The 22795-nt window shown below is 54.5% G+C and carries 24 protein-coding genes, 1 other RNA gene and 1 pseudogene; 17 read left to right on the plus strand and 9 right to left on the minus strand.

What is annotated here, in order from left to right; translation table 11 throughout:
• The first annotated feature begins 38 nt into the window (after positions 1–38).
• Positions 39–554 (plus strand): DUF1543 domain-containing protein, encoded by a 516-nt coding sequence (locus tag FUU19_RS20105; RefSeq protein WP_038872776.1) that lies wholly within the window; start codon positions 39–41, stop codon positions 552–554.
• Here FUU19_RS20105 and FUU19_RS20110 read toward each other — a convergent pair.
• A complete protein-coding gene (locus FUU19_RS20110) occupies positions 549–1475 on the minus strand; it encodes a LysR substrate-binding domain-containing protein (protein WP_049209584.1) in 927 nt (308 codons plus the stop codon). The two genes, FUU19_RS20105 and FUU19_RS20110, sit on opposite strands and share 6 nt — an antisense overlap.
• A gap of 85 nt (positions 1476–1560) precedes the next feature.
• Here FUU19_RS20110 and FUU19_RS20115 point away from each other — a divergent pair, with 85 nt between their 5' ends.
• Positions 1561–2058 carry a GNAT family N-acetyltransferase gene (locus FUU19_RS20115; RefSeq protein ID WP_141967070.1) on the plus strand — a complete coding sequence of 166 codons (498 nt, stop codon included), beginning with the start codon at positions 1561–1563 and terminating at the stop codon, positions 2056–2058.
• Positions 2059–2120: 62 nt separating this feature from the next.
• Here FUU19_RS20115 and FUU19_RS20120 read toward each other — a convergent pair whose 3' ends face one another.
• Entirely contained in the window at positions 2121–2855 is a 735-nt protein-coding gene (locus tag FUU19_RS20120) for a class I SAM-dependent methyltransferase (RefSeq protein ID WP_230490011.1), read from the minus strand.
• A 98-nt stretch (positions 2856–2953) separates the two neighbouring features.
• Here FUU19_RS20120 and FUU19_RS20125 point away from each other — a divergent pair, with 98 nt between their 5' ends.
• The 3 genes from FUU19_RS20125 to FUU19_RS20135 all read left to right on the plus strand — a co-directional run bounded on the left by FUU19_RS20125 (position 2954) and on the right by FUU19_RS20135 (position 5668).
• A complete protein-coding gene (locus FUU19_RS20125; RefSeq protein WP_080440182.1) occupies positions 2954–3406 on the plus strand; it encodes a GNAT family N-acetyltransferase in 453 nt (150 codons plus the stop codon).
• Between the two features lie 112 nt (positions 3407–3518).
• Positions 3519–3935, plus strand: a complete 417-nt coding sequence (locus FUU19_RS20130; RefSeq protein ID WP_230490012.1) for a DUF2946 domain-containing protein — start codon at positions 3519–3521, stop codon at positions 3933–3935.
• Between the two features lie 71 nt (positions 3936–4006).
• Positions 4007–5668, plus strand: a complete 1662-nt coding sequence (locus FUU19_RS20135) for a DUF2534 family protein (RefSeq protein WP_230507334.1) — start codon at positions 4007–4009, stop codon at positions 5666–5668.
• 264 nt (positions 5669–5932) lie between these two features.
• On the opposite strand, the pseudogene FUU19_RS20140 reads toward FUU19_RS20135, so the two are convergent.
• A pseudogene (locus tag FUU19_RS20140) lies at positions 5933–6052 on the minus strand (transposase); the annotation flags it as partial.
• Between the two features lie 577 nt (positions 6053–6629).
• Here FUU19_RS20140 and FUU19_RS20145 point away from each other — a divergent pair.
• The 9 genes from FUU19_RS20145 (at position 6630) to FUU19_RS20185 (ending at position 15177) form a co-directional block, all read left to right on the plus strand.
• The gene (locus FUU19_RS20145) at positions 6630–7190 is read left to right on the plus strand and encodes a tyrosine-type DNA invertase (RefSeq protein ID WP_072271062.1); all 561 of its coding nucleotides are present in this window, start codon (positions 6630–6632) and stop codon (positions 7188–7190) included.
• 430 nt (positions 7191–7620) lie between these two features.
• Positions 7621–8169, plus strand: coding sequence for a type 1 fimbrial major subunit FimA (gene fimA / locus FUU19_RS20150; protein ID WP_089186389.1), 549 nt, complete (start codon positions 7621–7623; stop codon positions 8167–8169).
• A 69-nt stretch (positions 8170–8238) separates the two neighbouring features.
• Entirely contained in the window at positions 8239–8778 is a 540-nt protein-coding gene (fimI, locus tag FUU19_RS20155) for a type 1 fimbrial minor subunit FimI (RefSeq protein ID WP_060441103.1), read from the plus strand.
• A 121-nt stretch (positions 8779–8899) separates the two neighbouring features.
• Positions 8900–9571 (plus strand): fimbria/pilus periplasmic chaperone, encoded by a 672-nt coding sequence (locus FUU19_RS20160; RefSeq protein WP_226773051.1) that lies wholly within the window; start codon positions 8900–8902, stop codon positions 9569–9571.
• 117 nt (positions 9572–9688) lie between these two features.
• Entirely contained in the window at positions 9689–12280 is a 2592-nt protein-coding gene (locus FUU19_RS20165; protein ID WP_060441105.1) for a fimbrial biogenesis usher protein, read from the plus strand.
• A gap of 21 nt (positions 12281–12301) precedes the next feature.
• Positions 12302–12826: a type 1 fimbrial adaptor subunit FimF gene (gene fimF / locus FUU19_RS20170; RefSeq protein ID WP_060441106.1), complete on the plus strand. Its 525-nt coding sequence runs from the start codon at positions 12302–12304 to the stop codon at positions 12824–12826.
• Positions 12827–12838: 12 nt separating this feature from the next.
• Positions 12839–13342, plus strand: coding sequence for a type 1 fimbrial minor subunit FimG (gene fimG, locus FUU19_RS20175; RefSeq protein ID WP_458296270.1), 504 nt, complete (start codon positions 12839–12841; stop codon positions 13340–13342).
• Positions 13343–13358: 16 nt separating this feature from the next.
• Entirely contained in the window at positions 13359–14330 is a 972-nt protein-coding gene (locus tag FUU19_RS20180) for a fimbrial protein (protein ID WP_430726491.1), read from the plus strand.
• Positions 14331–14457: 127 nt separating this feature from the next.
• Entirely contained in the window at positions 14458–15177 is a 720-nt protein-coding gene (locus FUU19_RS20185) for a helix-turn-helix transcriptional regulator (RefSeq protein WP_060441107.1), read from the plus strand.
• Between the two features lie 944 nt (positions 15178–16121).
• Here FUU19_RS20185 and ssrA read toward each other — a convergent pair.
• Positions 16122–16485: a transfer-messenger RNA gene (ssrA, locus tag FUU19_RS20190) on the minus strand.
• 49 nt (positions 16486–16534) lie between these two features.
• Entirely contained in the window at positions 16535–17017 is a 483-nt protein-coding gene (smpB, locus tag FUU19_RS20195; RefSeq protein WP_016929804.1) for an SsrA-binding protein SmpB, read from the minus strand.
• Positions 17018–17178: 161 nt separating this feature from the next.
• Here smpB and FUU19_RS20200 point away from each other — a divergent pair, with 161 nt between their 5' ends.
• Together FUU19_RS20200 and FUU19_RS20205 are read left to right on the plus strand one after the other, a co-directional pair.
• On the plus strand, positions 17179–17613 hold the full coding sequence (locus FUU19_RS20200) for a type II toxin-antitoxin system RatA family toxin (protein WP_197811334.1): 435 nt from the start codon (positions 17179–17181) through the stop codon (positions 17611–17613).
• Entirely contained in the window at positions 17606–17890 is a 285-nt protein-coding gene (locus tag FUU19_RS20205; protein ID WP_141998721.1) for an RnfH family protein, read from the plus strand. The genes FUU19_RS20200 and FUU19_RS20205 overlap by 8 nt, the downstream gene beginning before the upstream one ends.
• A gap of 117 nt (positions 17891–18007) precedes the next feature.
• Here the strand turns inward: FUU19_RS20205 and bamE are convergent, their stop codons facing one another.
• The 3 genes from bamE to nadK form a co-directional block, all read right to left on the minus strand.
• On the minus strand, positions 18008–18346 hold the full coding sequence (gene bamE, locus FUU19_RS20210) for an outer membrane protein assembly factor BamE (protein WP_004929101.1): 339 nt from the start codon (positions 18344–18346) through the stop codon (positions 18008–18010).
• Positions 18347–18586: 240 nt separating this feature from the next.
• A complete protein-coding gene (recN, locus tag FUU19_RS20215) occupies positions 18587–20248 on the minus strand; it encodes a DNA repair protein RecN (protein ID WP_230490014.1) in 1662 nt (553 codons plus the stop codon).
• 86 nt (positions 20249–20334) lie between these two features.
• Positions 20335–21213: an NAD(+) kinase gene (gene nadK, locus FUU19_RS20220; protein WP_019452304.1), complete on the minus strand. Its 879-nt coding sequence runs from the start codon at positions 21211–21213 to the stop codon at positions 20335–20337.
• A 125-nt stretch (positions 21214–21338) separates the two neighbouring features.
• Here nadK and grpE point away from each other — a divergent pair, with 125 nt between their 5' ends.
• Positions 21339–21923: a nucleotide exchange factor GrpE gene (gene grpE / locus FUU19_RS20225; RefSeq protein WP_025303955.1), complete on the plus strand. Its 585-nt coding sequence runs from the start codon at positions 21339–21341 to the stop codon at positions 21921–21923.
• A gap of 56 nt (positions 21924–21979) precedes the next feature.
• Here grpE and ung read toward each other — a convergent pair whose 3' ends face one another.
• Complete coding sequence (gene ung, locus FUU19_RS20230; RefSeq protein ID WP_230490015.1) at positions 21980–22663, minus strand: uracil-DNA glycosylase; 684 nt, start codon at positions 22661–22663, stop codon at positions 21980–21982.
• Positions 22664–22795 lie beyond the last annotated feature (132 nt).

The following is a 22795-nucleotide window of genomic DNA, read 5'->3' on the forward strand; positions in this document are numbered from 1 at the left end:
ATTTATACAGCGATTATCACTAAGGAGAGCAGACTAACATGCCGGGATTATTGATGTTTTATGTGGGCGGTACGGCGCCGGGCGCCAATATTGAGTTGCACGACGTGCAGTTCGCGGCGGCGGATCGGCCGGAAGAGGCGTATCCGCTGCTGCGTGAAAAGTGGTTCGGCGATAAACGCAAGGTGCATGTCGACGGCTATGCGCGCATCGACTGGGCGGACGGTTACGACGTGAGCCTGGAGCCTGCGCCATTCGCCGGTGAAGAGAAGCTGTTTTTCGTCAACGTGGGCGGTTATCGCAGCGATGAGCTGGCGGAGTTGCACCAGTTCGGCCTGTTTGTGGCGCGTTCCGCCGACGAGGCGAAGGAGAAAGCCAAACGGGTGCTGCTAACGGACAGTGCGCAGCAGCACAAGGATGACCTGGCCGAGGTGGACGACTGCCTGCTGCTGCAGGCGCTGCAGGGCTACCACGTGCATCTGCGGGCCAACCCGCACGGCAAACCGGCCCGGCCGCTGTGGCAGGGGTATCTGCCGATCGGCGAACCCGCGTTATAACGTCGCCAGCGCTTGCAGCTGTTGCCGCAACCAGCGGCAGGCCTCCGGCCGGCCGTTCTTGCGGTGCAGGTAGATTTTGATCTGATACGGCGGCACCGGAAACGGCAGGGGGTGGATATCCAGCGCCACCGCCTGCCGTAATTTTTGCGCGGCGTAACGCGGCATACTCATCACCAGTTCGCTGTCGGCGACGATGAACGGTGCCCCCAGCAGCGAAGGCGTGCGGATGGCGATATCGCGCTGCAGCCCCAGCTTATCGAGCTGGTAGTCAATGACGCCGCGCTGTTCGTTCCACGGCGTCACCACCAGATGGCGCGCCCGCAGGTAGTTTTCCAGCGTCAGTTCGCCGTATTTTATGCTGAAGGCGGGTGAACAAATCGCCACATACTCATCCTCCAGCCAGTTCACCTCGTCGATCTCCGGGTAGCTTTCGCCGTCAGTTTCGGTAAAGCCCAGCGCGAAGTCGATGCGCCCCGCCAGCAGATCGTTCAGCGCCACCTTGCGCTCGGAATAGCGCAGCTGAAACGACAGCCCGGGCGCCAGGCGCTGCATCTGCGCCATCAGCGCGGGAAACACCGCGAAGGCGGTGTAATCGGTAATGGCGAAGGTGAAGCTCTCCCGGCTTTCGGCGGGGACGAAGCGCGGGCGCGGATGCAGCCCTTTGGCCAGCAGCGCCAGACTTTCGCTGACGGTCGGGGCCAGGCTGTCGGCATACACCGTCGGGTGCATGTCGTTGCCGACCCGGTAGAACAGCTCGTCCGCCAGCGCCTTGCGCAGCCGAATCAACGCGTGGCTCAGCGCCGACGCGCTGAGGGCCAGCTCTGCCGCGGCGCGCGTCACCGACCGCAGCCGATACACTGCTTCGAACACCAGCAGCAGGTTGAGATCGAGGCGTTTCAAATCCAGATGCATAATATTCATTACCTGTTGATGAAAATGCAGTTCATACAGTATTGGAGGCGCGATATGCTGGCAAGCACAGTCATTAACACACTCAGGATTTGCCATGACCATTGAGATTTACCCGGCGCAAAAAAGCGACGCCAAACTGATTCTGGATATGATTATCGAGCTGGCAGTGTACGAAAAGGCGCGCGAGCAGGTGCTGGCCAGCGTGGAAGATATCGAACGCAGCCTGTTTGGGCCGGGCGCCTGTTCCGAAGCGCTGATTTGTACGGTGAACGGCGAGCCGGCGGGTTATGCGGTGTTCTTTATGAGTTACTCCACCTGGTTGGGTAAAAACGGCATCTATCTGGAAGACCTGTACGTGGCGCCGAAGCATCGCGGCGCGGGCGCAGGTAAAAAGCTGCTGCGGCACATCGCCCAGCTGGCGTGCGAACGGCAGTGCGGCCGCCTGGAGTGGAGCGTGCTGGACTGGAACCAACCGGCCATCGATTTCTACCTCAGCATCGGCGCGCAGCCGCAGGGCGAGTGGGTGCGCTATCGTATGGAAGGCGAGGCGCTGACGCACTTCGCGGCGCACGGGGTGGCGTTGCCGGCATAATAGCCGTTGGGGGGAGGCGGCCTCCCCAACTGTGGTGGTGTGAACGGTTTACTGCGGATCAATCAGGCGGGTTTGCGGGCGGCGAGAATGAAGATCATCGGGCGCTCCTGCTCTTCGTCCAGCGCCGGATTAGCGGCGATTTGCTGCGCGCTGGGGCCCCATTCGTTCAAATGCTGGATGATAAACCCTTGCTGCGCCAGCGGGTTGATATAGCCGCCGAGCGTGCGGTGCTGCTTGATGACGCCTTCCGCCAGCCAGTTGGAAACGCGCTGGCCTTCTCGCTGGTAACCGTTGACCGGCCAGGATTTCTGCCCGTTGCCGTCGGTCAGCCAGCCCTGCTGCGCCGGGGCGGTGTAGATCGGGTGCTCGGCGGTGAAGATGAACTGCCCGCCAGGTTTCAGCGCGGCATACACCGTGGCGAACAGGGTGGACAAATCCTCGAGGTAGTGCAGCGTCAGCGAGCTGTAGACCAGATCGTAACGGTTTACAGGCAGCTGCAGCTGCGCCAAATCCTGCCGACGGTATTCGATGTCCGCGTCGGCGGTCATCTCCCGCGCCTTGGCCAGCATCTTTTCCGAGACGTCCAATCCCAGCACGTCGGCGGCGCCCTGTTCGCGCGCGCTGCGGCAAAACCAGCCGTAGCCGCAGCCGAGATCGACCACGCTTTTGCCCTGCAAATCCGGCAGGATGCGGCGGATGGCGGCCCATTCCGGCGCGCCGTCCAGGCCGTGCTGCGAGCGGCTGAGCTGCGCATAGCCGTCGAAGAAAGCCTGATTGTCATAGATGTTTTGCGTCATGATGACTCTTTAGTGAATGACGGCGGCGGAATGCTGCTGCCATACCCTGCATATTGCTGCATAATTCTACGCTGACAACATGGATAACGGGAATGACGATGGACATGATTTCGGTGCGGCAAGCGCCCGAGCTGGCGCCGCGCGCCATTGCGTATTTTCAGCGGCACTGGGCCACGGCAGAGACGCTGATGATGTATGAAGACGCCATCAACCGCAGCCTCGGCGCCGCCAACCCGCTGCCGCAGTGGTACCTGCTGATGGAAAATGACCAGATCCTCGGCTGTGCGGGGCTCATCACCAACGACTTTATCAGCCGTGGCGAGCTGTATCCCTGGCTGTGTGCGCTCTACGTAGAGGAAACGCAGCGCGGCCGGGGCTACGGCGCCAAACTGATTGAGCATGTGGCGGCGGAAACCCGCCGGTTGGGCTTCCCGCAGCTGCACCTGTGCACCGATCTGGAGGGCTACTACGAGCGCAACGGCTTCGTTTATAACGGGCTCGGGTATCACCCCTGGGGCGAAGCCTCGCGGGTCTATTCGCGGGTGCTGTGATCGCCGCCGTCGGGGGCGCGTAAGACAAACCTGACTTTTCTTTCACCTCATCGCGCATCGCGGGTTACACTGGCCGCTTGTTCGCCACCGACCGGGTTAATTCGCCGCCGCGATGAGAGTGCCACGTCAGCTACAGCAACGCTTTACCGCCTGCATCGCCATTATGGCGGTGCTGTTGCTGTTTGTGGCGCCGGTGGTGTCGAAATCGCTGATGCACCACCCGATGATGGGCGGCATGACGCAGCCGGCAGCCGCCATGCCGCACGACATGCACGCGATGGCGATGCCCGCCGCCGAGCATGCCGGCCACCACGGCATGGATCCTGCGGAGATGATTTTCTGCGGCTATTGCGAGCTGCTGATCCACGTGCCGCTGCTGCTGTGGGCATTCGTCCCGCTGCTGTGGCTGATGGCGCGCATCGCGCGCCTGCCTTGCGCGCCGCGCATCGTTTCTCCGCCCCTTCGGCGCCTGACTCTGCGGCCGAGCCCGCGCGGGCCGCCCGGCCAACCGTTTTTCCCTATTGCTTGATCATGGGTAACGCCGTCCGTATCGCTGCGGACGGTTTGCCTGCGCGCACAGTTTGAAAAACGAGAAAGGCCATGTCTTCAATAACTAAAACTCCACCTGCCGCATCGCCGCGTGGCGCGATGCTGAACCTGATCAGACGGCTGCATTTTTATATCGGCCTGCTGGTCGCTCCTTTTATTTTTGTCGCAGCACTGACCGGCACGCTGTATGTGCTGACGCCGCAGCTTGAAGAGGCGCTGTATCGCGATGCGCTTTTCACTGAACCGCACGGGCAGGCGAGATCGCTGGCTGACCAGATCGCCGCCGCCCGCCGCGCGGTGGGTGACGAGGCACGCATTTACGCCGTGCGCTCGGCACCCGGCGTAATGGACACCACGCGAGTGCAGTTCGCGGGCGCCGATCTGGGTGCTTCCGAGTCGCGCGCGCTGTTTGTCGACCCTTACACCCTGGCGATCAAGGGCGATATGACGGTATACGGCACCTCCGGCGTGCTGCCGTTGCGCACCTGGCTGGATAAGTTGCACAGCAGCCTGCTGCTTGGCGATCTGGGGCGCAACTACAGCGAGCTGGCGGCCTCCTGGCTGTGGGTGGCCGCGCTGGGCGGCGTGGCGCTGTGGCTGGCGACGCGGCCGAAGCGCAGGCTGAAAAGAGCAAAAGGGGGCTTCGCCGCCAGCCGCCATTGGCATATCACGCTGGGCGTGGCGTTGCTGGCCGGGCTGCTGTTTTTCTCGGCTACCGGGCTGACCTGGTCGCAGTGGGCCGGTGGCAACATCGACGCGCTGCGGGCCAACCTGGGCTGGCTGACGCCGCAGGTCAACACTAGCCTGCAGGCCGATGCGCCGCAGATGCCGGCCGATCCGCACGCCGAGCACCGCGGGATGATGCCGGGCATGAAGATGAACCCTGCCGTGCAGGCCAATGCGCTGAACGGCGACTGGGAGCGGGCGCTGCACGCTGCGCGCGCCGCCGGGATCGACGCCGCCAAGGTCGAGCTGCGCCAGCCGAAAGGCGAGGGCAAAGCCTGGACGGTAACCGAAGTGGATCGCAGCTGGCCGACGCAGGTGGACGCGGTTGCCATCGCGCCGCAAAGCTTCGCCGTCATCGATCAGGTGCGGTTCGACACCTTCCCGCTCATCGCCAAGCTGACCCGCTGGGGCATCGACGCCCACATGGGCATTCTGTTCGGCTTGCCGAATCAGCTGCTGCTGGCGGCGTTTGGCCTTGGGCTGTGCTTGATGATCGTGCTGGGTTACCGCATGTGGTGGAGTCGCCGCCCGGCGGCGGGGGCGCAGCATCCGGTGCATACGCTGGTCGCCGCCTGGCTGGCGCTTTCCCTGCCGGCGCGCGCCGGCACGCTGCTGGTAGCAGCGGCGCTGGGTTATTGCCTGCCGGTAATGGGCGTGAGCCTCGCGGCGTTGCTGCTGGTGGACGTATGGCGCTGGCGCGGCCAACGGCAAAGCCACCGGGACGAAACGCCGGAAGCGGCCGCCCGCCGCGCCGAGGTGCGCAAGTTCCGCGCGGCGGTGGCGACCGTGGCGGTGGCGGTTGGCTGCGTGATGGGCCGGGCGATCCTCGGTGGCACCGTCGAGCAATTCCAGCTGCCAATCGGCGCCTGGAGCCCCCAGATGGTGATCATGCAGAGCCTGATGGTGCTGCTGTATACGCTGGTGTTCACCCTGCTGCTTTCCATTCCGCTGTGGTATTTCTTCCTGGGAGAGAAAGAGGGGCGGTGAGGTAGCGTCCGGCATGCCTGCGGGCATGCCGGATATTTGGGAATGTGGCTTAAGCACGTATCAGCTCACCAAAGGGTAATCGCCACTGAAAGGAAGCGAACGATGACGTTTGAATAACGAAGGGACAAGGCGATAACCGCGAGGAAATTGCACAACAAAGAAACCTAATACCAGAAAATGTAAGCATACTCGTTTTATTTCCTCCTTAAAATATTTTATTTATTTAATATCATAGGGTGAATTCCCGCCGCGCTTTGCTTTTCAGTTGTAGTACGAGGCCTCAGATATTCCTGCTTCGCGGCAAACATTTTTGACGGTCCAATCTGCTTCGACGGAGTTCAGTACGAGGATGATCTGATGCTCAGTAAAATGGGCTTTGCGCATGATGATCTCTTTAAAGGACACATTCTATATGCCGAAAGATCTCTAAAATTGAATAATTCGATTTACTGGATGCTTACACTTGCACAGGAGCTTTGAGATTTTCACTTCAGCCACTTCCACACCACACAATCTTTTTGTGCTCAGTATATGAGATAAATAGAAGAACGTATTAGCGGATCACCCAGGTCGCAGTGTATTAGCCAACGACGCGAACAGGTCAATGCTGATGTGAAATACATTCTTAGTCGGGTTTAATAGACGGGAGAGTGATAAGTAGTATGTATAGTCATTTTTATTGACATGATGAAATCAGATGTTTCCATATTGGAATGTGATTCGTTTTTTATTTAAAAGTTATTATGCATGGAAAAGATAGCTTGAAAAATAGATGGTGTCCGCAATTAAGTTATGTCGTTCAATAAATAGGCTGTGATATTAATACACGGATTAAACTATCTTGATTTATACCTTAATTATATTGCCTAACTATGTTTCACTTGAGATAATACTATTGATATCAAGAAGCTTGAAAATCGACGGTAATTTTTCACACGGCCTAAAATATGGAGGTGTTTCTGTGAAGAAAAGAAAATATCTTACACAAAATGAAATAGATCGCTTGCTTGAGGCATCTCGTAAAGGAAGTTTCCCTAAGCGAGATGAGTGTTTTATTCAAATGTGTTTTATTCATGGTTTCAGGGTTAGTGAGCTCTGCCACTTAAAATTTTCGGATATCAATCTCATTGATAAAGTCGTGCACGTAAACAGGCTAAAAAGCGGCTTAAAAACAACGCATCCACTTTTGGCTTCAGAGATAAAGCTTCTAAAAGCTTGGCTAGAGGAAAGAGTAACATGGCGTGGCTGCGAATCACCTTGGATATTTCTCTCGCAAAAAGGCGGTCCTCTTTCTCGCCAACAAGTTTATAACATGATGAAGAAGTTCGGTTCCTTGGCAAGTATCGCCGTCTCTCTTAATCCACATATGTTGAGGCATTCATGCGGATATGCTTTGGCTAACAGGGGGACAGATACGCGGCTGATACAGGACTATTTGGGACATAGAAACATTCAACACACAGTGTTATATACCTCGAGCAATCATCGTCGGTTTGCAGAGGTTTGGCAAAAGGAATTGTAGAGGAATTAGTCAAAATGAACCAAATTGTAATTAGTTTCGTCTATAATTTGCGCCAAGTCAATTCTTCTTGGATTCTTTTTTTTAACAGAATATCCGCTTTTATTAGTTACCTAACTAGCCAACCGCAGCAGAAACATCTGAGAGTGCAAAATTCTTTGCAGTCGCAATCCATACTTTATCCATTCTTATATTATCCCATCAATCGCCTCTCCAGCTTGTTTGACTGCAATACATATTTATTTCGAAACATTTAACTGTAATTATGCCAAAAACGATATTTAACTCCAAATGATACAATTTGGTTCATTTTGACTACTTTTTTTGTCTTGCCGTGTTCGATTTGGCGCGAGACAAACAGAAAAAATGCTCATTTGAATCAAGTTGTTATGCCAATTATTGGCCTTTTACCAAGACATGGAGTTTTGAACTTATGCGTAAGATCCGTCTTATCAACACCTTGATTGCCGCCTCTCTGATGACTGCTGGCCTGGCTCATGCAGCAACTACTACCGTTAACGGTGGTACCGTTCACTTTAAAGGTGAAGTAGTTAACGCTGCTTGCGCCGTTGATGCCGGTTCTGTAGACCAAACCGTCCAGCTGGGCCAGGTCAAAACTGCCACGCTGAGCGAGGCGGGTAAAACCAGCTCTGCTGTAGGCTTCAACATTCAGCTGAACGATTGCGATACCACCGTTGCTACCAAAGCGGCCATTGCATTCTCTGGTGTTGCTGTCAATGCTGAGAACCCAACTGCTCTGGCACTGGAAAGCTCCTCTGCGGGTGGTGCTACCAACGTGGGTGTGCAGGTGCTGGACAGTGCAGGCAAAGCGCTGGCATTCGACGGTGCAACCTTCAGTACTGCTGCCACTCTGACTGACGGTACCAACACTCTGCCATTCCAGGCGCGTTACATCGCCACCGGTGCTGCCACTCCTGGTACTGCCAACGCGAACGCCAACTTTAAAGTTCAGTACCAGTAATACCGGTCTGCAAGGATGCTTAATCAGGCCAGGACGGCCTGTTTTCAGCTATCGAAGAGGGAATAAGCGATGCTCAAAACCAGACTGGGACTCTGCCTGCTTTTCATTGCTCCTCTGTCTATCGCCGGCAACAAGTGGAACGTCACGCTTCCTGGAGGACAGATGCGCTTTCAGGGGGAGCTCATCGCTGAAGCCTGTACGGTTGAGGCGGGTGACAGGCAACTGGTTGTTCGCATGGGACAGGTTAGCAGTAACCGTTTCAAGGATGCAGGGGATGACGCCGATCCGGTGCCGTTCAGTTTGCATCTCCAGGATTGTAATCCCAATGTCAGCGATCGCGTCGGTATCGTCTTTCACGGCGTAGCCGATGGCAAAAACCCTGATGTTCTGTCGGTTGGCGAAGGCGAGGGAATTGCGTCTGGCGTCGGCATCGCCCTGTTCGATGAACAGGGGCAACTCATACCCATTAATTCAGAACCTCAGTCTTGGAAACCGCTGACTAAAGGAACGCGTATCTTGCAATTTGTTGCCAAATATCGGGCAACCGGCAATACGGTTATCGGTGGTGCTGCAAATGCCCAGGCTTGGTTCTCTTTGACATACCAATAAAACATTCGTTTTCGCGTATGAAACTTTTATCTCGGATGAGATAAGCGCGCGCAAAAGGTTAAAACGGCGGTTATCCGCCCAAGAGGTTAACGTGATTAAAATGAAAGCGACCGGAAATGTCATGGGTTCACTGCTGGCTTTGGCAGTCGTATTTTGTACTCCGCATGCTGAAGCGGGCGTGGCTCTTGGGGCAACACGCGTTATTTATCCGGCAGAACAGAAACAGGTCACTCTGGGTGTGAGCAACAATAATGATAAAGACACCTTTCTTATTCAATCCTGGGTCGAGAACGATGATGGTCAAAAAGAAGGCCGGTTCGTTATTACTCCGCCGTTGTTCCTCATGCAGGGGAAAAAAGAAAATACGCTGCGTATTATTGATGCAACCAATAACGCCTTGCCTAAAGACCGCGAAAGTCTTTTCTGGGTCAACGTCAAAGCCATTCCCTCTCTGGACAAGGCAAAACAGAAAGAAAATACGCTTCAACTGGCGATAACGAGCCGAATCAAATTGTTGTATCGCCCACAAAATCTCAGTATGGCGCCTGATCAGGCCCCCGGAAAACTGACGTTTAAACGCGATGCGAACACACTGGTACTGAATAATCCAACACCCTATTTTCTGACCGTCACGGAATTGAATGCCGGCACACGTTCATTAGCCAATGTCATGGTCCCGCCTATGGGGGCGGCAACGGTGAAACTGCCGGGCGATGCCGGCAGTGCAATTACATATCGCACGATTAATGATTACGGTGCGCTCACGTCTGTGATGAAAGGCACCTTGCAGTAACGATCTGAGTCATTCACTAAAACAATGGATTCAATAACGCAGGTAACGCAGCACCGGCATTGATGACGGCGTGCGGTAGCGACAAGTCACCTGGTTTATGGAGCAGGCACGGATAACATGAAAAAATACCACATCCGGGAACGGGCGCTAAACAAAGCAATGCTTACGCCGCTGGCATTGCTCTTGGTGGCTTCGACATTTTCCGCGCGCGCAGACAACTACTTCAATCCCCGGTTCCTGGCTGACGACCCGGCATCGGTTGCCGATCTCTCCAGTTTCGAAAAGGGGCTTGATGCGCCGCCGGGTACCTATCGTGTCGACATTTACATGAACGAGGGTTACGTGACGACGCGAGACATCACCTTTGATAAAAGTGATGACGGTAGCAAGCTGGAACCGTGTCTCACTCGCTCTCAGCTGGCTTCACTTGGCGTCAATACCTTGACTATTCCAGATATTGCCGTAATGAAGAGCACGGCCTGCGTGCCTTTCACACGGCTTATTGCTGATGCTGCAAGCTCATTCGATGTCGGTCGCCAGCGTCTTTCCATCAGCATTCCTCAGGCTTTCATGGGAAATCAGGCGAGAGGGTACATAGCTCCCGAGCTTTGGGATAATGGTATTACGGCCGGTTTGCTCAATTACAACTATACCGGCAGTGAAGTGCGCAGTCACAATGGCGGCACCCGCAATTACGCCTATCTCAATCTGCAAACGGGTCTCAACCTGGGGGCATGGCGCCTGCGGGATAACTCAACCTGGAGTTACAGCAGCGGCACGGGATATAACGAAAATCGCTGGCAACATGTCAATACCTGGCTTGAACGTGACATTGTATCCTGGCGCAGCCGGCTGACGATGGGTGATGGCTATACTGCGGGTGATATCTTTGAAGGTATCAACTTCCGCGGCCTTCAGGTTGCCACAGACGATAATATGCTACCCGACAGTCAACGCGGCTTTGCGCCCGTTATACATGGAATAGCACGTGGTACCGCACGCGTATCGGTCAAGCAGAACGGATATGAAATATATCAGACCACGGTACCCGCCGGCGCCTTCACTATCGGTGATCTGTATGCGGCAGGTAACAGTGGCGATCTGCAGGTGACGGTGAAAGAGGCGGATGGCTCCGTTCAGGTCTTTACCGTTCCCTTCTCATCCGTTCCAATGTTGCAGCGTGAAGGACAGGTGAAGTACGCGGTGACTGCAGGGCAGTTCCGCAGTGGTAATGAACAACAAGACAAGCCGAAGTTTTTCCAGGGAACGGCGCTTTGGGGATTACCCGATGGCTGGACGGTCTATGGCGGCACACGTGCCTCAAACGACTATCGTGCCTTTAACCTCGGGGTGGGGAAAAACCTGGGCTACCTCGGGGCGGTATCTTCAGATATTACGCAGGCGAATGCCACCTTGCCTGACGGCAGCAAGCATCAGGGACAATCTCTGCGTTTTCTCTATAACAAATCACTCAATGAGTTAGGGACCAATTTCCAACTGGTCGGATACCGTTATTCTACCCGGGGCTTCTATTCTCTGGCCGACACCGCGTGGCGACGCATGAGCGGTTACTCCGTGATTAGTGAAGACGGGATCGTGAATATCAAACCAAAGCTGACGGATTATTACAATCTGAACTACAGCAAGCGCGGTCGTTTGCAGGCGACGGTGACGCAACAGGTTGGACGGACATCGACGATATACCTGACTGGCAGTCATCAAAGCTACTGGAATACCAGCCGTTCAGATGAACAGCTGCAGATTGGCTATAACAGCACCATTCAGGATATCAGCTGGAGCCTGAGTTATAGTCTGTCCAAAAATGCCTGGTCCGACGATAAAGACCAACTGCTTGCTTTCAACATTAATATTCCGTTCAGCCACTGGATGCGCTCGGATACCCGGTCAGTATTCCGAAATGCCAATGCCAGTTACAACACGTCGACAGACTTCAAGGGACGTACGACAAATACGGCCGGCCTTTACGGGACGCTGCTGGAAGATAACAACCTGAGTTATAGCGTGCAATCGGGCTATAACAGCGGTGGTAATGGTAATAGCGGCGCAACGGGTAACGCCGCGCTGAATTACCGCGGCGCTTACGGCAACGCCAACGTCGGTTATAGCCACAGCGGTGACTATAAGCAGATTTACTATGGTGCCAGTGGTGGCGTACTTGCCCACGAAAATGGCATCACCTTCAGCCAGCCACTCAATGACACCATGGTGCTTATCAAGGCGCCGGGGGCGAAACACGTTTCTGTCGAGAATCAAACAGGGGTGCGTACAGATTGGCGTGGTTATGCCGTGCTCCCTTATGCGATGGACTACCGCGAGAATCGGATATCCTTGAACACGAATACACTGGCGAACAACGTCGAACTGGAGGAACCGGTATTAAGCGTCGTTCCTACACGGGGAGCCGTCGTGCGTGCGGACTTCAAGGCCAAAGTCGGGCTGAAGGTTCTTATGACATTGACAAACAACGGCAAGCCAGTCCCGTTCGGCTCTGTAGCCTCTTACGGAGATGGTCAGTCAGGCAGCATCGTGGCAGATGGCGGGCAAGTTTACCTTACCGGCCTTGCGCCAAAAGGTACCGTCAACGTGAGGTGGGGCAATAGCGAAAATGAACGCTGCACGGCGACGTACAGTTTGCCGGCTGACAGTCAAAACCAGGCTTTGAGCTATGCCTCTGCCATTTGCCGGTGATAAGCAGGAGATGATGACGCAATGAGAAAATACCTTCCAATCCTGTGTTTGTTGCCGTTGGTTGCGGGATATGCCCATGCGGCTGACAGTACTATCACCATCACAGGTTATCTAAAAGACAATGCCTGCTCGGTCTCTGTTGACTCTCAGGATTTTACGGTGGATTTGTTGAGCAATGCGGCCAAGCAATTCAACCGGGTTGGGGCCGTCACGCCATCCATACCTTTCAAGATTGTCTTCGACAAGTGCGGCAGTTCCGCGACGGCAGTTCGCGTGGGGTATGTCGGAACCTCTGACAACGACAACACTACCCTGTTAAAGATTGATGCTGGAACAAACGCCGCAAGCGGTATTGGGGTGCAAATACTGGATCGCGACAAGACTCCGATTCCATTAAATGCGGCTCAGGACTCCCTGAAGTGGACGACATTGACGGCGGGCCAGCCCAATACGTTGGGCTTTTATGCACGCTTAATGGCAACGCGCGCGCCCGTGATGGCAGGAACAGTGACAGCGACGGCCAATTTCACCTTAGAGTTTCAGTAAGGAAGTCTGAAGATGATCATTATCAAGAACATTATGCTGGCGGGGGCGTTGCTTTTTACTACAACATTCGCCGCGCATGCAGCTGACGTGACCATTACGGTCAACGGACGCGTAGTGGCCAAGCCCTGCACCGTATCATCGCCATCGGCGACGGTAGACTTGGGCGACTTGTTTACATTTAATTATATACAGGCCGGCTCGGGCTCAGCCTGGCATCCGGTAACGCTGAATTTGACCAATTGTCCAATAGGCACTTCGAGAGTCACGGCAACATTCACGGGGACAACGGACAGCACGGGATATTACAAAAATCAAGGTGGGGCAACCAATCTTCAATTGGAGCTGCAGGACACCAGTGGCAATAACCTAAACAACGGAAAAACCAAGGCGGTTCAGGTTGATGATTCCACACAGTCAGCGAGTCTGCCATTACAGGTTCGTGCGTTATCAGTTAATGGCAACGCCAAGCAAGGCAGTATTCAGGCCGTAATTAATGTCACATACACTTACGCCTAAATTGAGGAGTCACGTCATGACACTGGTTTCAAAACTAAAGAAAGTGTTGAAGAAAAAAGAAGTTGCTGCCCTCGTGGCTTCTGTATGCCTAATGGCATATTCATCCGGCGTTAATGCTTTTGCTTGTAAGGATGCTACAGGAAATGTAATTAATTCTAGCTCTGGAGGAGGGGCAGGAACTTTCACTGTTTATGCTAACTTAACGCCTAGCGTACAGGCTGGTCAGAACCTCGTTGTAGACCTAAACTCAAGCATAAGTTGTCGAAATGAACTTCCACAATCCTATATTGACTGGGTGGCTTTAAATGACGGCAGCGCCTATGGTGGGGCTCTGGAAAATTTCACAGGAACGGTGAAGTATTATAATTCAAGCTATCCACTGCCAGTTACTAATAGAACCAAAGAGACCGCATTTACAACCAGTTCATATCAGCCATGGAATGTTATGCTATTCCTGAAACCTATTTCAGCGGCGTCAGGAGTATTAATTAATAAGGGTAGTTTGATTGCCAGATTAAATATGTATAAATATTCAACAAACCCTCAAACCGGTCAACAAAATGGCACAATAGACCGTTTCACATGGAATATTTATGCTAATAACACAGTGGTGGTTCCCACTGGTGGTTGCGACGTGTCATCGCGCAATGTGACGGTTACCTTGCCGGATTACCCCGGCACGGCTGCTGTACCGCTAACTGTCCATTGTGGACAAAACCAACAGCTGGCTTATTATCTGACCGGCACAACTGCTGATACGGCAAGCACCATATTTACCAATACGTCATCTTCAAATCCGGCTACTGGCGTTGGCGTACAACTGTCTAACCGTAATGGCATTATAGCTACCAATAAGAATGTTTCTCTCGGTACGGTCGGTACCAGCCCCCAAAGTTTGGGACTAACGGCTTCCTATGCACGAATCAATGGGCAAGTGGTAGCAGGCAATGTTCAGTCCATTATTGGCGTGACGTTCGTTTACGAGTAACATTATCTATATCTTATACCTCGATAAAAACGCTTTAGCAGATAAAAATTCGCGACATGATTATCATGTAGGGCTCGTTTAATCTCGAAACTACTTGCGCTCGGGGTCATAAGTATATGGTTATTACATGGGCATCGCAATCTTGAAGAAAAACAACAGAAAGATAAATATTGTAGTGATGGATCCGGTGGTTTTTTATCGGGAGAGTATGGTTCAGGTATTAAGTAAATATTTTGTTGAAAGAATAAATGTTACCGATGTGGTATCCAGTCTATCCGCACTAATGTGTTTGGCGCTGAGGAAAGGGCCTGCCGATGTCTATTTGATGGAGGCCTTCGGGCAGAATGAGAGTTATAATAACTGGGGTGAGTTCACTCATTTCATGGCCACTTATCATCCGTCAGTAAAGTGTCTGCTCTGGTCTTCAAAACCGACCATGTTTATAAATAAATTCAATAATTTTGAGCGGGGGGAGGCTGGCTGGCAGATACCAAAAAAAATTGACATAAGTTGCTTTGTTAGTTTTTTGACACGATTTTTTGATGGAGAGAATTTTGCCTCATATAATTCCCAGTTTTACATAGGTCCTCCCATGTCAAACCTCACACCTAGTGAAATAGCTATAATTACAGGTATCATTGAAGGGGATAGTATCAAGTGTTTGGCCAAGAAATTTAATGTTGCATATAAAACTATAAGCACGCACAAACGGAACGCCATGATAAAAATGCGCATATCGTCGACAGCTCAGCTACGTAGCCTTTTTCTGGACGGGCATATCTTGCGAGGCGATAAGGAACGATATCTTCCAATTGAAACTAGCTCTAACCAACCTTTTATGTTGTAACCTTAGGTAGTTGAGTGGCTTACTGAATTCGTCCATCTGAACAGAAGTGATATGCTTACCTAAGCACAGCGCAGCTGTAGAGATTACATTCTAAACGTCTGTTAGGGTGGCTTTTTTTCGAAAATAATGATCGTCATCTGCTTAATGGGCATTATTTTATAAGTGAAAGGGTATGGTTTATCGAGGTATTTATTCTCCATAATCAAGGTTGTCTGCCTCAGAAGCGTATCGCTAAACGGTTAGGACTCCCCAGGTTAACTGTAAACAGTAGTTTCTTGCGAGCTACCCAAACTGGGGTGCGTTGACCCGTCAACTAACTGAAACTGGAATGCACTCTTTATAGCAGCAAAAACGGTCCTGATATCCAGCACCCAAGCGCTGCAAACACCGGTAAGGACGGAACTAGCTGTTACCCCGTGCTATCAAAGAAAACAGCAGATGATGCAGACCTAATTTCCCGCTGGCATTCAAATTGGCACTAGTTAAATAATCGATGCAGTTTGGCGCCACTATTGCCATACTAATGCTTCAATCACCATTCTTGCCTTAATTTCATGAATTAGGATAACTACAGACCTCGGGAAACAACTTTCTTAAGATCGCCAGATATCCTTGGCTAGTCCGCAGTTATCCTTGTTCGCTTAAGGGCAAACCAATTGGCCTCGACGGCTGAGTAAATGCTCTCTAAAGCAATTTGCTGCTATTCTGCCATTTGCTGGACTCTGGTTTTTATACTTATGTAGTCCACGCTATGCACGGAGTCTTCCATCTATTGGTTGTACGTAATTGGTATCAATTTAGCGTATACCTAACCGCATACCAACAGTCTCCAGATTTAGCCGGATAAACTCGGACGATTACGGATACAAAAAAGCCCGCAACCGAAGTTGCGGGCTTTTTTTCGCTATTATCGCCGGGTCTATCTGGTTCACTGGCGACGTATTTGGTGGAGCTGGGGGGATTTGAACCCCCGTCCGAAATTACTACACCGTCGGCACTACATGCTTAGTCCAATCTTTACATTCGCCGGCCAGCTGCGGATGGACACGCTACTGACAGACTAGCCTGATTGAGTTTAACGCTTCAGCCCCAGGCAGGACATCCACGCGATCTCTTTTGGGTTTGACCTCTCTTGATCCCCGTCCTAAGAGCGGAGGCTAGGGAGAGAGGGCTCTAAGCAGGGTATTAAGCTGCTAAAGCGTAGTTTTCGTCGTTTGCGACTATTTTTTTGCGGCTTTTTACGAGGCCAACCGCCCCTCGGCATGCTCCTAGGGCTTCGCAAATCCCGTCGAATCCAGAATCAGCCCCAAGTAACTTTGTGCAGTATACCAGAAGTTTACCTCGATAAGCCAGCGGCTTAACGATTGGCGTGCTTCATGATACGGGCTTTCGCCGTCTGCCATTCGCGATCTTTGATGTCATCGCGTTTGTCGTGCTCTTTCTTGCCTTTGGCTACGCCGATCTTGATCTTGCTCCAGGCATTTTTCCAATACAGGGACAAGGCCACCACGGTGTAACCGTCGCGGTTGACGCGGCCGAGCAGGGTGTCCAGCTCGCGTCGGTTCAGCAGCAGTTTACGGGTACGCGTCGGATCGCACACCACATGCGACGAAGCCACGTTGAGCGGGGTGATGGTGGCGCCAAACAGATAGGCTTCACCGTCACGGAACGTCACGTAGCTGTCGCTGAGGTTGGCTTTGCCTGCACGCAGCGATTTAACTTCCCACCCTTGCAGCGACAGGCCCGCCTCGAACTCTTCTTCAATGAAGTATTCGAAACGCGCGCGCTTGTTTTGAGCAATGGTGGCGGAACCGGGTTTGTGTGCTTTTTTCTTTGTCATAGTGCGTTCATTATACTGGATGCTTCAGCGAAAGAAATCCTTTCCCGTTCAGCACCTGCGCAATTTTTCGCATTTTTGGTGCCCTCATCCCTTAGCAGATTTTTTGTTTGCCGCCAGATAAATGGTATTATCTGTACGTTTTATGTCTTACAGGAAATGATATGCCCCAGATCAGTCGGTCTGCATTAGTGCCGTTCAGCGCCGAGCAGATGTATCAGTTGGTTAACGATGTTCATTCTTACCCCGATTTTCTGCCAGGCTGCACCGGCAGCCGGGTGCTTAACGCTACCTCCAACGAAATGACCGCCGCGGTGGACGTCGCCAAGGCCGGTATCAGTAAGACTTTCACCACGCGCAATACGCTGCTGGATAACCAGAGCATCAATATGCAACTGGTCGATGGCCCGTTCCGCAAGCTGATGGGCGGCTGGCACTTCACGCCGCTGAGCGAAGAGGCCTGCAAGGTGGAGCTGCACCTGGACTTCGAGTTCACCAACAAACTAATTGAGCTGGCGTTCGGCAAGGTGTTCAAAGAGCTGGCGGGCAACATGGTGCAGGCATTCACCCAGCGGGCGAAAGAGGTCTACAGTGTCTGATATCCAGGTCGAGGTGGTGTACGCCTTGCCGGAGCGTCAGTACCTGCGCAAGGTGAAGCTGGCCGAGGGTAGCAGCGTCGAGCAGGCGCTCCAAGCTTCCGGCCTGCTGGAGCTGCGACAGGATATCGATCTCAAGAGCAACAAAATCGGCATCTACAGCCGCCCGGCCAAGCTGGGCGATACGCTGAACGACGGCGACCGGGTGGAGATCTACCGGCCGTTGCTCGCCGATCCAAAAGAGCTGCGCCGGCAACGGGCAGAAAAGGCAAAAAAATAAGGCGCTTATAGCGCCTTATTTTTTATCTGGAACCGATTTTCTCTTCCGCGTTGCAGCCTGCGACTGTCATGAGGAACACCATGCCCCCTCATGGGCCGGAAGAGCGGGCGGCGCCGATTACTTGGTCAGCGCCGGTTTGTTTTGGATATCGGTCAACACGCCTGCGCTGTCGAAGGTCAGCGTCAGCGTCTGCTGGGTGATGTCTTCATGGCCAGGCTGCTGGCGGAACACATAGAACCACGTCTGAGTTCCGAACGGGTCTTGCAGCATTGGGGTGCCCAATGTGTAAGCGACCTGTTGTTGGGTCATCCCTTTCTGAATTTTCGCCACGTCGGTCGACGTCAGGTAGTTCCCCTGGTTGATGTCAGGACGATAAACCACCTTTTCAAAAGTAGAACAGCCTGCAGTCAGCATCACAAGAACTACAGCGGCGGCAGTCAGCGTTTTACAGCGCATAGTAATCACATTCCTTTAGGGCATAGGATGCCGATGATAATAGACCTTGCGGCAGTTGGAAACCTTTATACCCTTCATCTTTCACGTTGCGACGCGTTGGCTTTCTTTCAGCACCTCAAGCGCTTGGCCTGTTTCAGGCCGTTGAGGGGGCTTAAGATCACCGCCGCGCCGCACTTTAGATATCTTTCGGGTCAACAGCGTCACTGTCAGACCGCAGGAAAGTGAAAAAGTTGAGCTTTTTTATGCCGCCAGCAGTTCTTTGGCGTTCGCCAGCGTATTGCGGGTGACTTCGCTGCCGCCGAGCAGGCGCGCCAGCTCCTGCAGCCGGGCGCGCTTATCCAGCGGCGCCATCTGGGTTTCGGTGACCGTGCCGTCGGTCTGCTTGCTGACGAACAGGTGCTGATGCCCGCATCCGGCCACCTGCGGCAGGTGGGTCACGCACATCACCTGGGTGGATTCGCCGAGCTGGCGCAGCAGGCGGCCGACGATGGCGGCGGTCGGGCCGCTGATGCCCACGTCCACTTCATCGAAGATCAGCGCTGGGGTTTCCATCTTGCGGGCGGTGATCACCTGAATGGCCAGCGCGATGCGCGACAGCTCACCGCCGGAGGCGACCTTCGCCAGCGGCTGCAGCGGCTGCCCCGGGTTGGTGGAGACGCAGAACTCGGTGCGGCTGGCCCCTTCGGCGCTCAGATGCTGCGGTTCGAAACGCACGTCGATGTAGAACTTGCCGTGCGGCATGGAGAGCGCCTGCATGCTGTCGGTAATGAGCGTGGTCAGCTCGGCCGCGTAGTGCAGGCGTTTCTGATGCAGCTGCTCCGCCAGCGCCAGCGCCTGCTGGTGATGCAGGGTGACCGCCTCGTTCAGATGTTCATGGTCGCTTTCCTGCTGTGAAAGCAGCTGCTGTTCATCCAGCAACTGCTGATGCAGCTGCGGCAGCTCTTCCGGCGTGACCTGATGTTTGCGCGCCAGGCTGATTTGGCGCGACAGGCGCTGTTCCAGCTCGTGCAGGCGGTTGGGATCGAGATCCATGCGATCGGCGTAGTGGCGCAGCTCGTCGCTGGCTTCGCTGATCTGGATAGAAGCCTCTTCCAGCATGTCCAGCAGGCCGCCGAGCTTGTCGTCCAGCCCGGCTAGTTCAAGCAGCAGGTGCTTGGCGCTGTAGAGCTGGCTGAGCATGTTGTTCTCGTCGCTGTCGGCGAGCAGCTGCAGCGTCTGCTGGCTGAGGGTCAGCAGCTGGCCGCTGTTGGCCAGGCGCTTGTACTCGGCGTCAGTCTGCTCGAACTCGCCGGCCTGCGGCGCGAATTCGTTCAGCTCTTTCAACTGGTATTGCAGCAGCTGCTTGCGGGCTTCGCGCTCGATGGACTGCTGCTGATGATGCGCCAGCTCGCGGCAGCTCTGGTGCCAGCGTTGGTAGGCCTGGCTCATCGCCGCCAGCAGGGCGGGTTCGTCGGCGTAGGCGTCTAGCAGCGCTTTTTGGTGCTCCGGCTTGAGCAGCAGCTGATGGGCGTGTTGACCGTGGATTTGGATCAGGCGTTGCCCCAGCTCGCGCAGCTGCGACAGCGGCACGGCGGTGCCGTTGATAAAGCCGCGCGAACGGCCGTCGGCGTTGATCACCCGGCGCAGCAGGCATTCGTTGCTGTCGTCCAGCTGGTTCTGTTCCAGCCACTCGCGCGCGGACGGGGTGTCCGCCAGCGAGAAGCGGGCGCAGAGGTCGGCGCGGGCGGCTCCCAGGCGCACCACGTTGCCGTCGGCGCGGTTGCCGAGGCACAGCCCCAGCGCATCGATGGCGATGGATTTGCCGGCGCCGGTTTCACCGGTGATCGCCGTCATACCCGGTTGAAAATCGATTTCCAACTCACGAACGATAGCAAAGTTGCTGATGGTTAATTGCGCCAGCATGGGAACCTTCCTGTGTATAAACACATAACTGTAGTTTCATACAGTATAAACTGGTTTTATATACAGTAAAGTGGCCGGCGCAGATTTTAGAACAATTTTTTCGACCAGCCCAGCTTGGTGCTTAACGTGTTGAAATAGCTGTAGTCCTTCGGGTGAATCAAATTCAGGTGGAAATCGCTGCGGCGGATCAGCACTTCTTCGCCTTCCTGGATAGGCAGCGCGATCTGGCTGTCGCAGCTGATCTCCAGATCGCTGCCGATCTGCGAAAACTTCAGGCGGATGGTGCTGTCGCCGTTGATCACCAGCGGCCGGGCGGAAAGGGTGTGCGGGAACATCGGCACCAGCGCGATCGCCTCCAGCGACGGGGTGAGGATCGGCCCACCGGCAGAGAGCGAGTAGGCGGTGGAGCCGGTCGGCGTGGCGATGATCAGGCCGTCGGAGCGCTGTGAGAAGGCGAAGCGATCGTCGATGTACACTTCGAATTCGATCATGTGCGCCACTTTGCCGGGGTGCAGCACCACTTCGTTGATGGCGGTGCTGATGCGGCACTGCTGGTGCTCTTTATGCACGATGGTTTCCAGCAGGAAACGCTGTTCGTCGATGTACTCGCCTTCCAGCACGTCCGCCAGCTGCTGCAGGGCGTTGTCGGGATCGAGATCGGTGAGGAAGCCGAGGTTGCCGCGGTTGACCCCGATCACCTTGATGTCGTAGCGCGCCAGCACGCGCGCGGCGCCGAGCATGTTGCCGTCGCCGCCGACCACCACCGCCAGATCGGCGCGCTGGCCGATATCCGCCAGGCTGCCGGTCACGGCGTCTTTCAGCCCCAAATCATGGGCGATCTGGCGTTCGACCATCACTGAATAGCCGCGGGCGACCAGCCAGTGGAACAGCATCTCGTGGGTTGCCAGCGCTGAAGGGTGACGCGGGTGGCCAACAATGCCAATACAGGCGAATTTTTTATTCATTTGTTGTGATTTTCCTCACCGGGACCCGTTTATGCCCCACATTGTGACCGGTTGACTTGAAACCCCGGTTTTGATCCCCATAATAAGCCAAGTTGCGAGATTAATGCTAAAACGCGGAGATATTCATGAGTAGTAAAGAACAGAAGACGCCAAACGAGCAAGTCTCGGAAGAAATGGAACAACACGCTCATCACGATGATACGCTGCCGGAAGCGGCGGAAGGCGTCGATCTGCGCGATGCGCGTATCGCCGAACTGGAAGCCCAACTGGCGGAAGCGCAGCAGCACGAGCGCGACAGCCTGCTGCGCGCCAAAGCGGAAGCGGAAAACATCCGCCGCCGCGCTGAACTGGACGTCGAGAAAGCGCACAAGTTCGCCCTGGAGAAATTCTCCGGCGATCTGCTGCCGGTGATCGACAACCTGGAGCGCGCGCTGGATCTGGCGGATAAAAACAATCCTGAACTGGCCGCGATGATCGAAGGCATCGAGCTGACGCTGAAATCGCTGCTGGACGTGGTGCGCAAGTATGGCATCGAAATCGTCGGCGACGTCAACGTGCCGTTCAACCCGGAAGTGCATCAGGCGATGAGCATGATGGAATCCGCCGATCACCAGCCGAACCACGTGATGATGGTGATGCAGAAAGGTTATACGCTGAACGGCCGCCTGCTGCGTCCGGCGATGGTCGCGGTCTCCAAAGCCAAGGCGTAATCGCCCCGGCAACGGCATAAAGAAAGGCACCCGAGGGTGCCTTTTTTGTCTCTGGACTATGCCTGCGGCAGGCGCGGCATCCAATCGATCGGCGTGAGTCCTTGCTGCTCCAGCAGCTGATTGGCCTGCGAGAAGTGGCGGCAGCCGAGGAAACCGCGGTGCGCGGAGAGCGGCGACGGGTGCGGCGCCTTCAGCACATGGTGGCGGTTGCGGTCGATAAAGTTGCCTTTCTTCTGCGCGTGCGAGCCCCACAGCAGGAACACCACGCCTTCGCGGTTCTCATTCAGGGCGGCGATCACCTTATCGGTAAAGGTTTCCCAGCCCAGGTTGGCGTGCGAGTGCGCGCGGCCGCCTTCCACCGTCAGCACGGTGTTGAGCAGCAGCACCCCCTGTTCAGCCCAGCTTTGCAGGTAGCCGTGATCCGGGCGTTCGAAGCCGGGAATGTCGGTCGTCAGCTCTTTATACATGTTCACCAGCGACGGCGGCGCCGGCACGCCGGGGCGCACCGAGAAAGAGAGGCCGTGTGCCTGATTGGGGCCGTGGTAGGGATCCTGGCCGAGGATGACGACCTTGACGTCCGCCAGCTCGATAAAGCGGAAAGCGTTGAACACGTCCTTCTGCGGTGGATAAATGGTCTTACCGGCTTGACGCTCAGCGGCAACAAAGGCGAGCGTTTCAACAAAATAGGGCTGCTCTTTCTCTTTGCCGATCACGTCATGCCAGGTGAGGGAGGTGGCCATAAACGCTCTCCTTTGTTTTCTTTAGCAATTCATGGGCTATAGCTTACCGTTTCGGCACGCGCAGTGAAACCCGCTTTTCATTTCTCGCCGCCGTGTCGTGTGCAATTATTTTTGAAAATTTACAAAAATAAT

It is taken from the genome of Serratia montpellierensis, assembly GCF_020858655.1.
Lineage (GTDB): Bacteria > Pseudomonadota > Gammaproteobacteria > Enterobacterales > Enterobacteriaceae > Serratia > Serratia montpellierensis.

What these genes read in the sequence shown, in the direction of transcription:
- FUU19_RS20105 (WP_038872776.1), top strand. Translation starts at nt 39, where the DNA reads ATGCCGGGATTATTGATGTTTTATGTGGGCGGTACGGCGCCGGGCGCC.
- FUU19_RS20110 (WP_049209584.1), bottom strand. Translation starts at nt 1,475, where the DNA reads ATGAATATTATGCATCTGGATTTGAAACGCCTCGATCTCAACCTGCTG.
- FUU19_RS20115 (WP_141967070.1), top strand. Translation starts at nt 1,561, where the DNA reads ATGACCATTGAGATTTACCCGGCGCAAAAAAGCGACGCCAAACTGATT.
- FUU19_RS20120 (WP_230490011.1), bottom strand. Translation starts at nt 2,855, where the DNA reads ATGACGCAAAACATCTATGACAATCAGGCTTTCTTCGACGGCTATGCG.
- FUU19_RS20125 (WP_080440182.1), top strand. Translation starts at nt 2,954, where the DNA reads ATGGACATGATTTCGGTGCGGCAAGCGCCCGAGCTGGCGCCGCGCGCC.
- FUU19_RS20130 (WP_230490012.1), top strand. Translation starts at nt 3,519, where the DNA reads ATGAGAGTGCCACGTCAGCTACAGCAACGCTTTACCGCCTGCATCGCC.
- FUU19_RS20135 (WP_230507334.1), top strand. Translation starts at nt 4,007, where the DNA reads ATGTCTTCAATAACTAAAACTCCACCTGCCGCATCGCCGCGTGGCGCG.
- fimA (WP_089186389.1), top strand. Translation starts at nt 7,621, where the DNA reads ATGCGTAAGATCCGTCTTATCAACACCTTGATTGCCGCCTCTCTGATG.
- fimI (WP_060441103.1), top strand. Translation starts at nt 8,239, where the DNA reads ATGCTCAAAACCAGACTGGGACTCTGCCTGCTTTTCATTGCTCCTCTG.
- FUU19_RS20160 (WP_226773051.1), top strand. Translation starts at nt 8,900, where the DNA reads ATGGGTTCACTGCTGGCTTTGGCAGTCGTATTTTGTACTCCGCATGCT.
- FUU19_RS20165 (WP_060441105.1), top strand. Translation starts at nt 9,689, where the DNA reads ATGAAAAAATACCACATCCGGGAACGGGCGCTAAACAAAGCAATGCTT.
- fimF (WP_060441106.1), top strand. Translation starts at nt 12,302, where the DNA reads ATGAGAAAATACCTTCCAATCCTGTGTTTGTTGCCGTTGGTTGCGGGA.
- fimG (WP_458296270.1), top strand. Translation starts at nt 12,839, where the DNA reads ATGATCATTATCAAGAACATTATGCTGGCGGGGGCGTTGCTTTTTACT.
- FUU19_RS20180 (WP_430726491.1), top strand. Translation starts at nt 13,359, where the DNA reads ATGACACTGGTTTCAAAACTAAAGAAAGTGTTGAAGAAAAAAGAAGTT.
- FUU19_RS20185 (WP_060441107.1), top strand. Translation starts at nt 14,458, where the DNA reads ATGGGCATCGCAATCTTGAAGAAAAACAACAGAAAGATAAATATTGTA.
- smpB (WP_016929804.1), bottom strand. Translation starts at nt 17,017, where the DNA reads ATGACAAAGAAAAAAGCACACAAACCCGGTTCCGCCACCATTGCTCAA.
- FUU19_RS20200 (WP_197811334.1), top strand. Translation starts at nt 17,179, where the DNA reads ATGCCCCAGATCAGTCGGTCTGCATTAGTGCCGTTCAGCGCCGAGCAG.
- bamE (WP_004929101.1), bottom strand. Translation starts at nt 18,346, where the DNA reads ATGCGCTGTAAAACGCTGACTGCCGCCGCTGTAGTTCTTGTGATGCTG.
- recN (WP_230490014.1), bottom strand. Translation starts at nt 20,248, where the DNA reads ATGCTGGCGCAATTAACCATCAGCAACTTTGCTATCGTTCGTGAGTTG.
- nadK (WP_019452304.1), bottom strand. Translation starts at nt 21,213, where the DNA reads ATGAATAAAAAATTCGCCTGTATTGGCATTGTTGGCCACCCGCGTCAC.
- grpE (WP_025303955.1), top strand. Translation starts at nt 21,339, where the DNA reads ATGAGTAGTAAAGAACAGAAGACGCCAAACGAGCAAGTCTCGGAAGAA.
- ung (WP_230490015.1), bottom strand. Translation starts at nt 22,663, where the DNA reads ATGGCCACCTCCCTCACCTGGCATGACGTGATCGGCAAAGAGAAAGAG.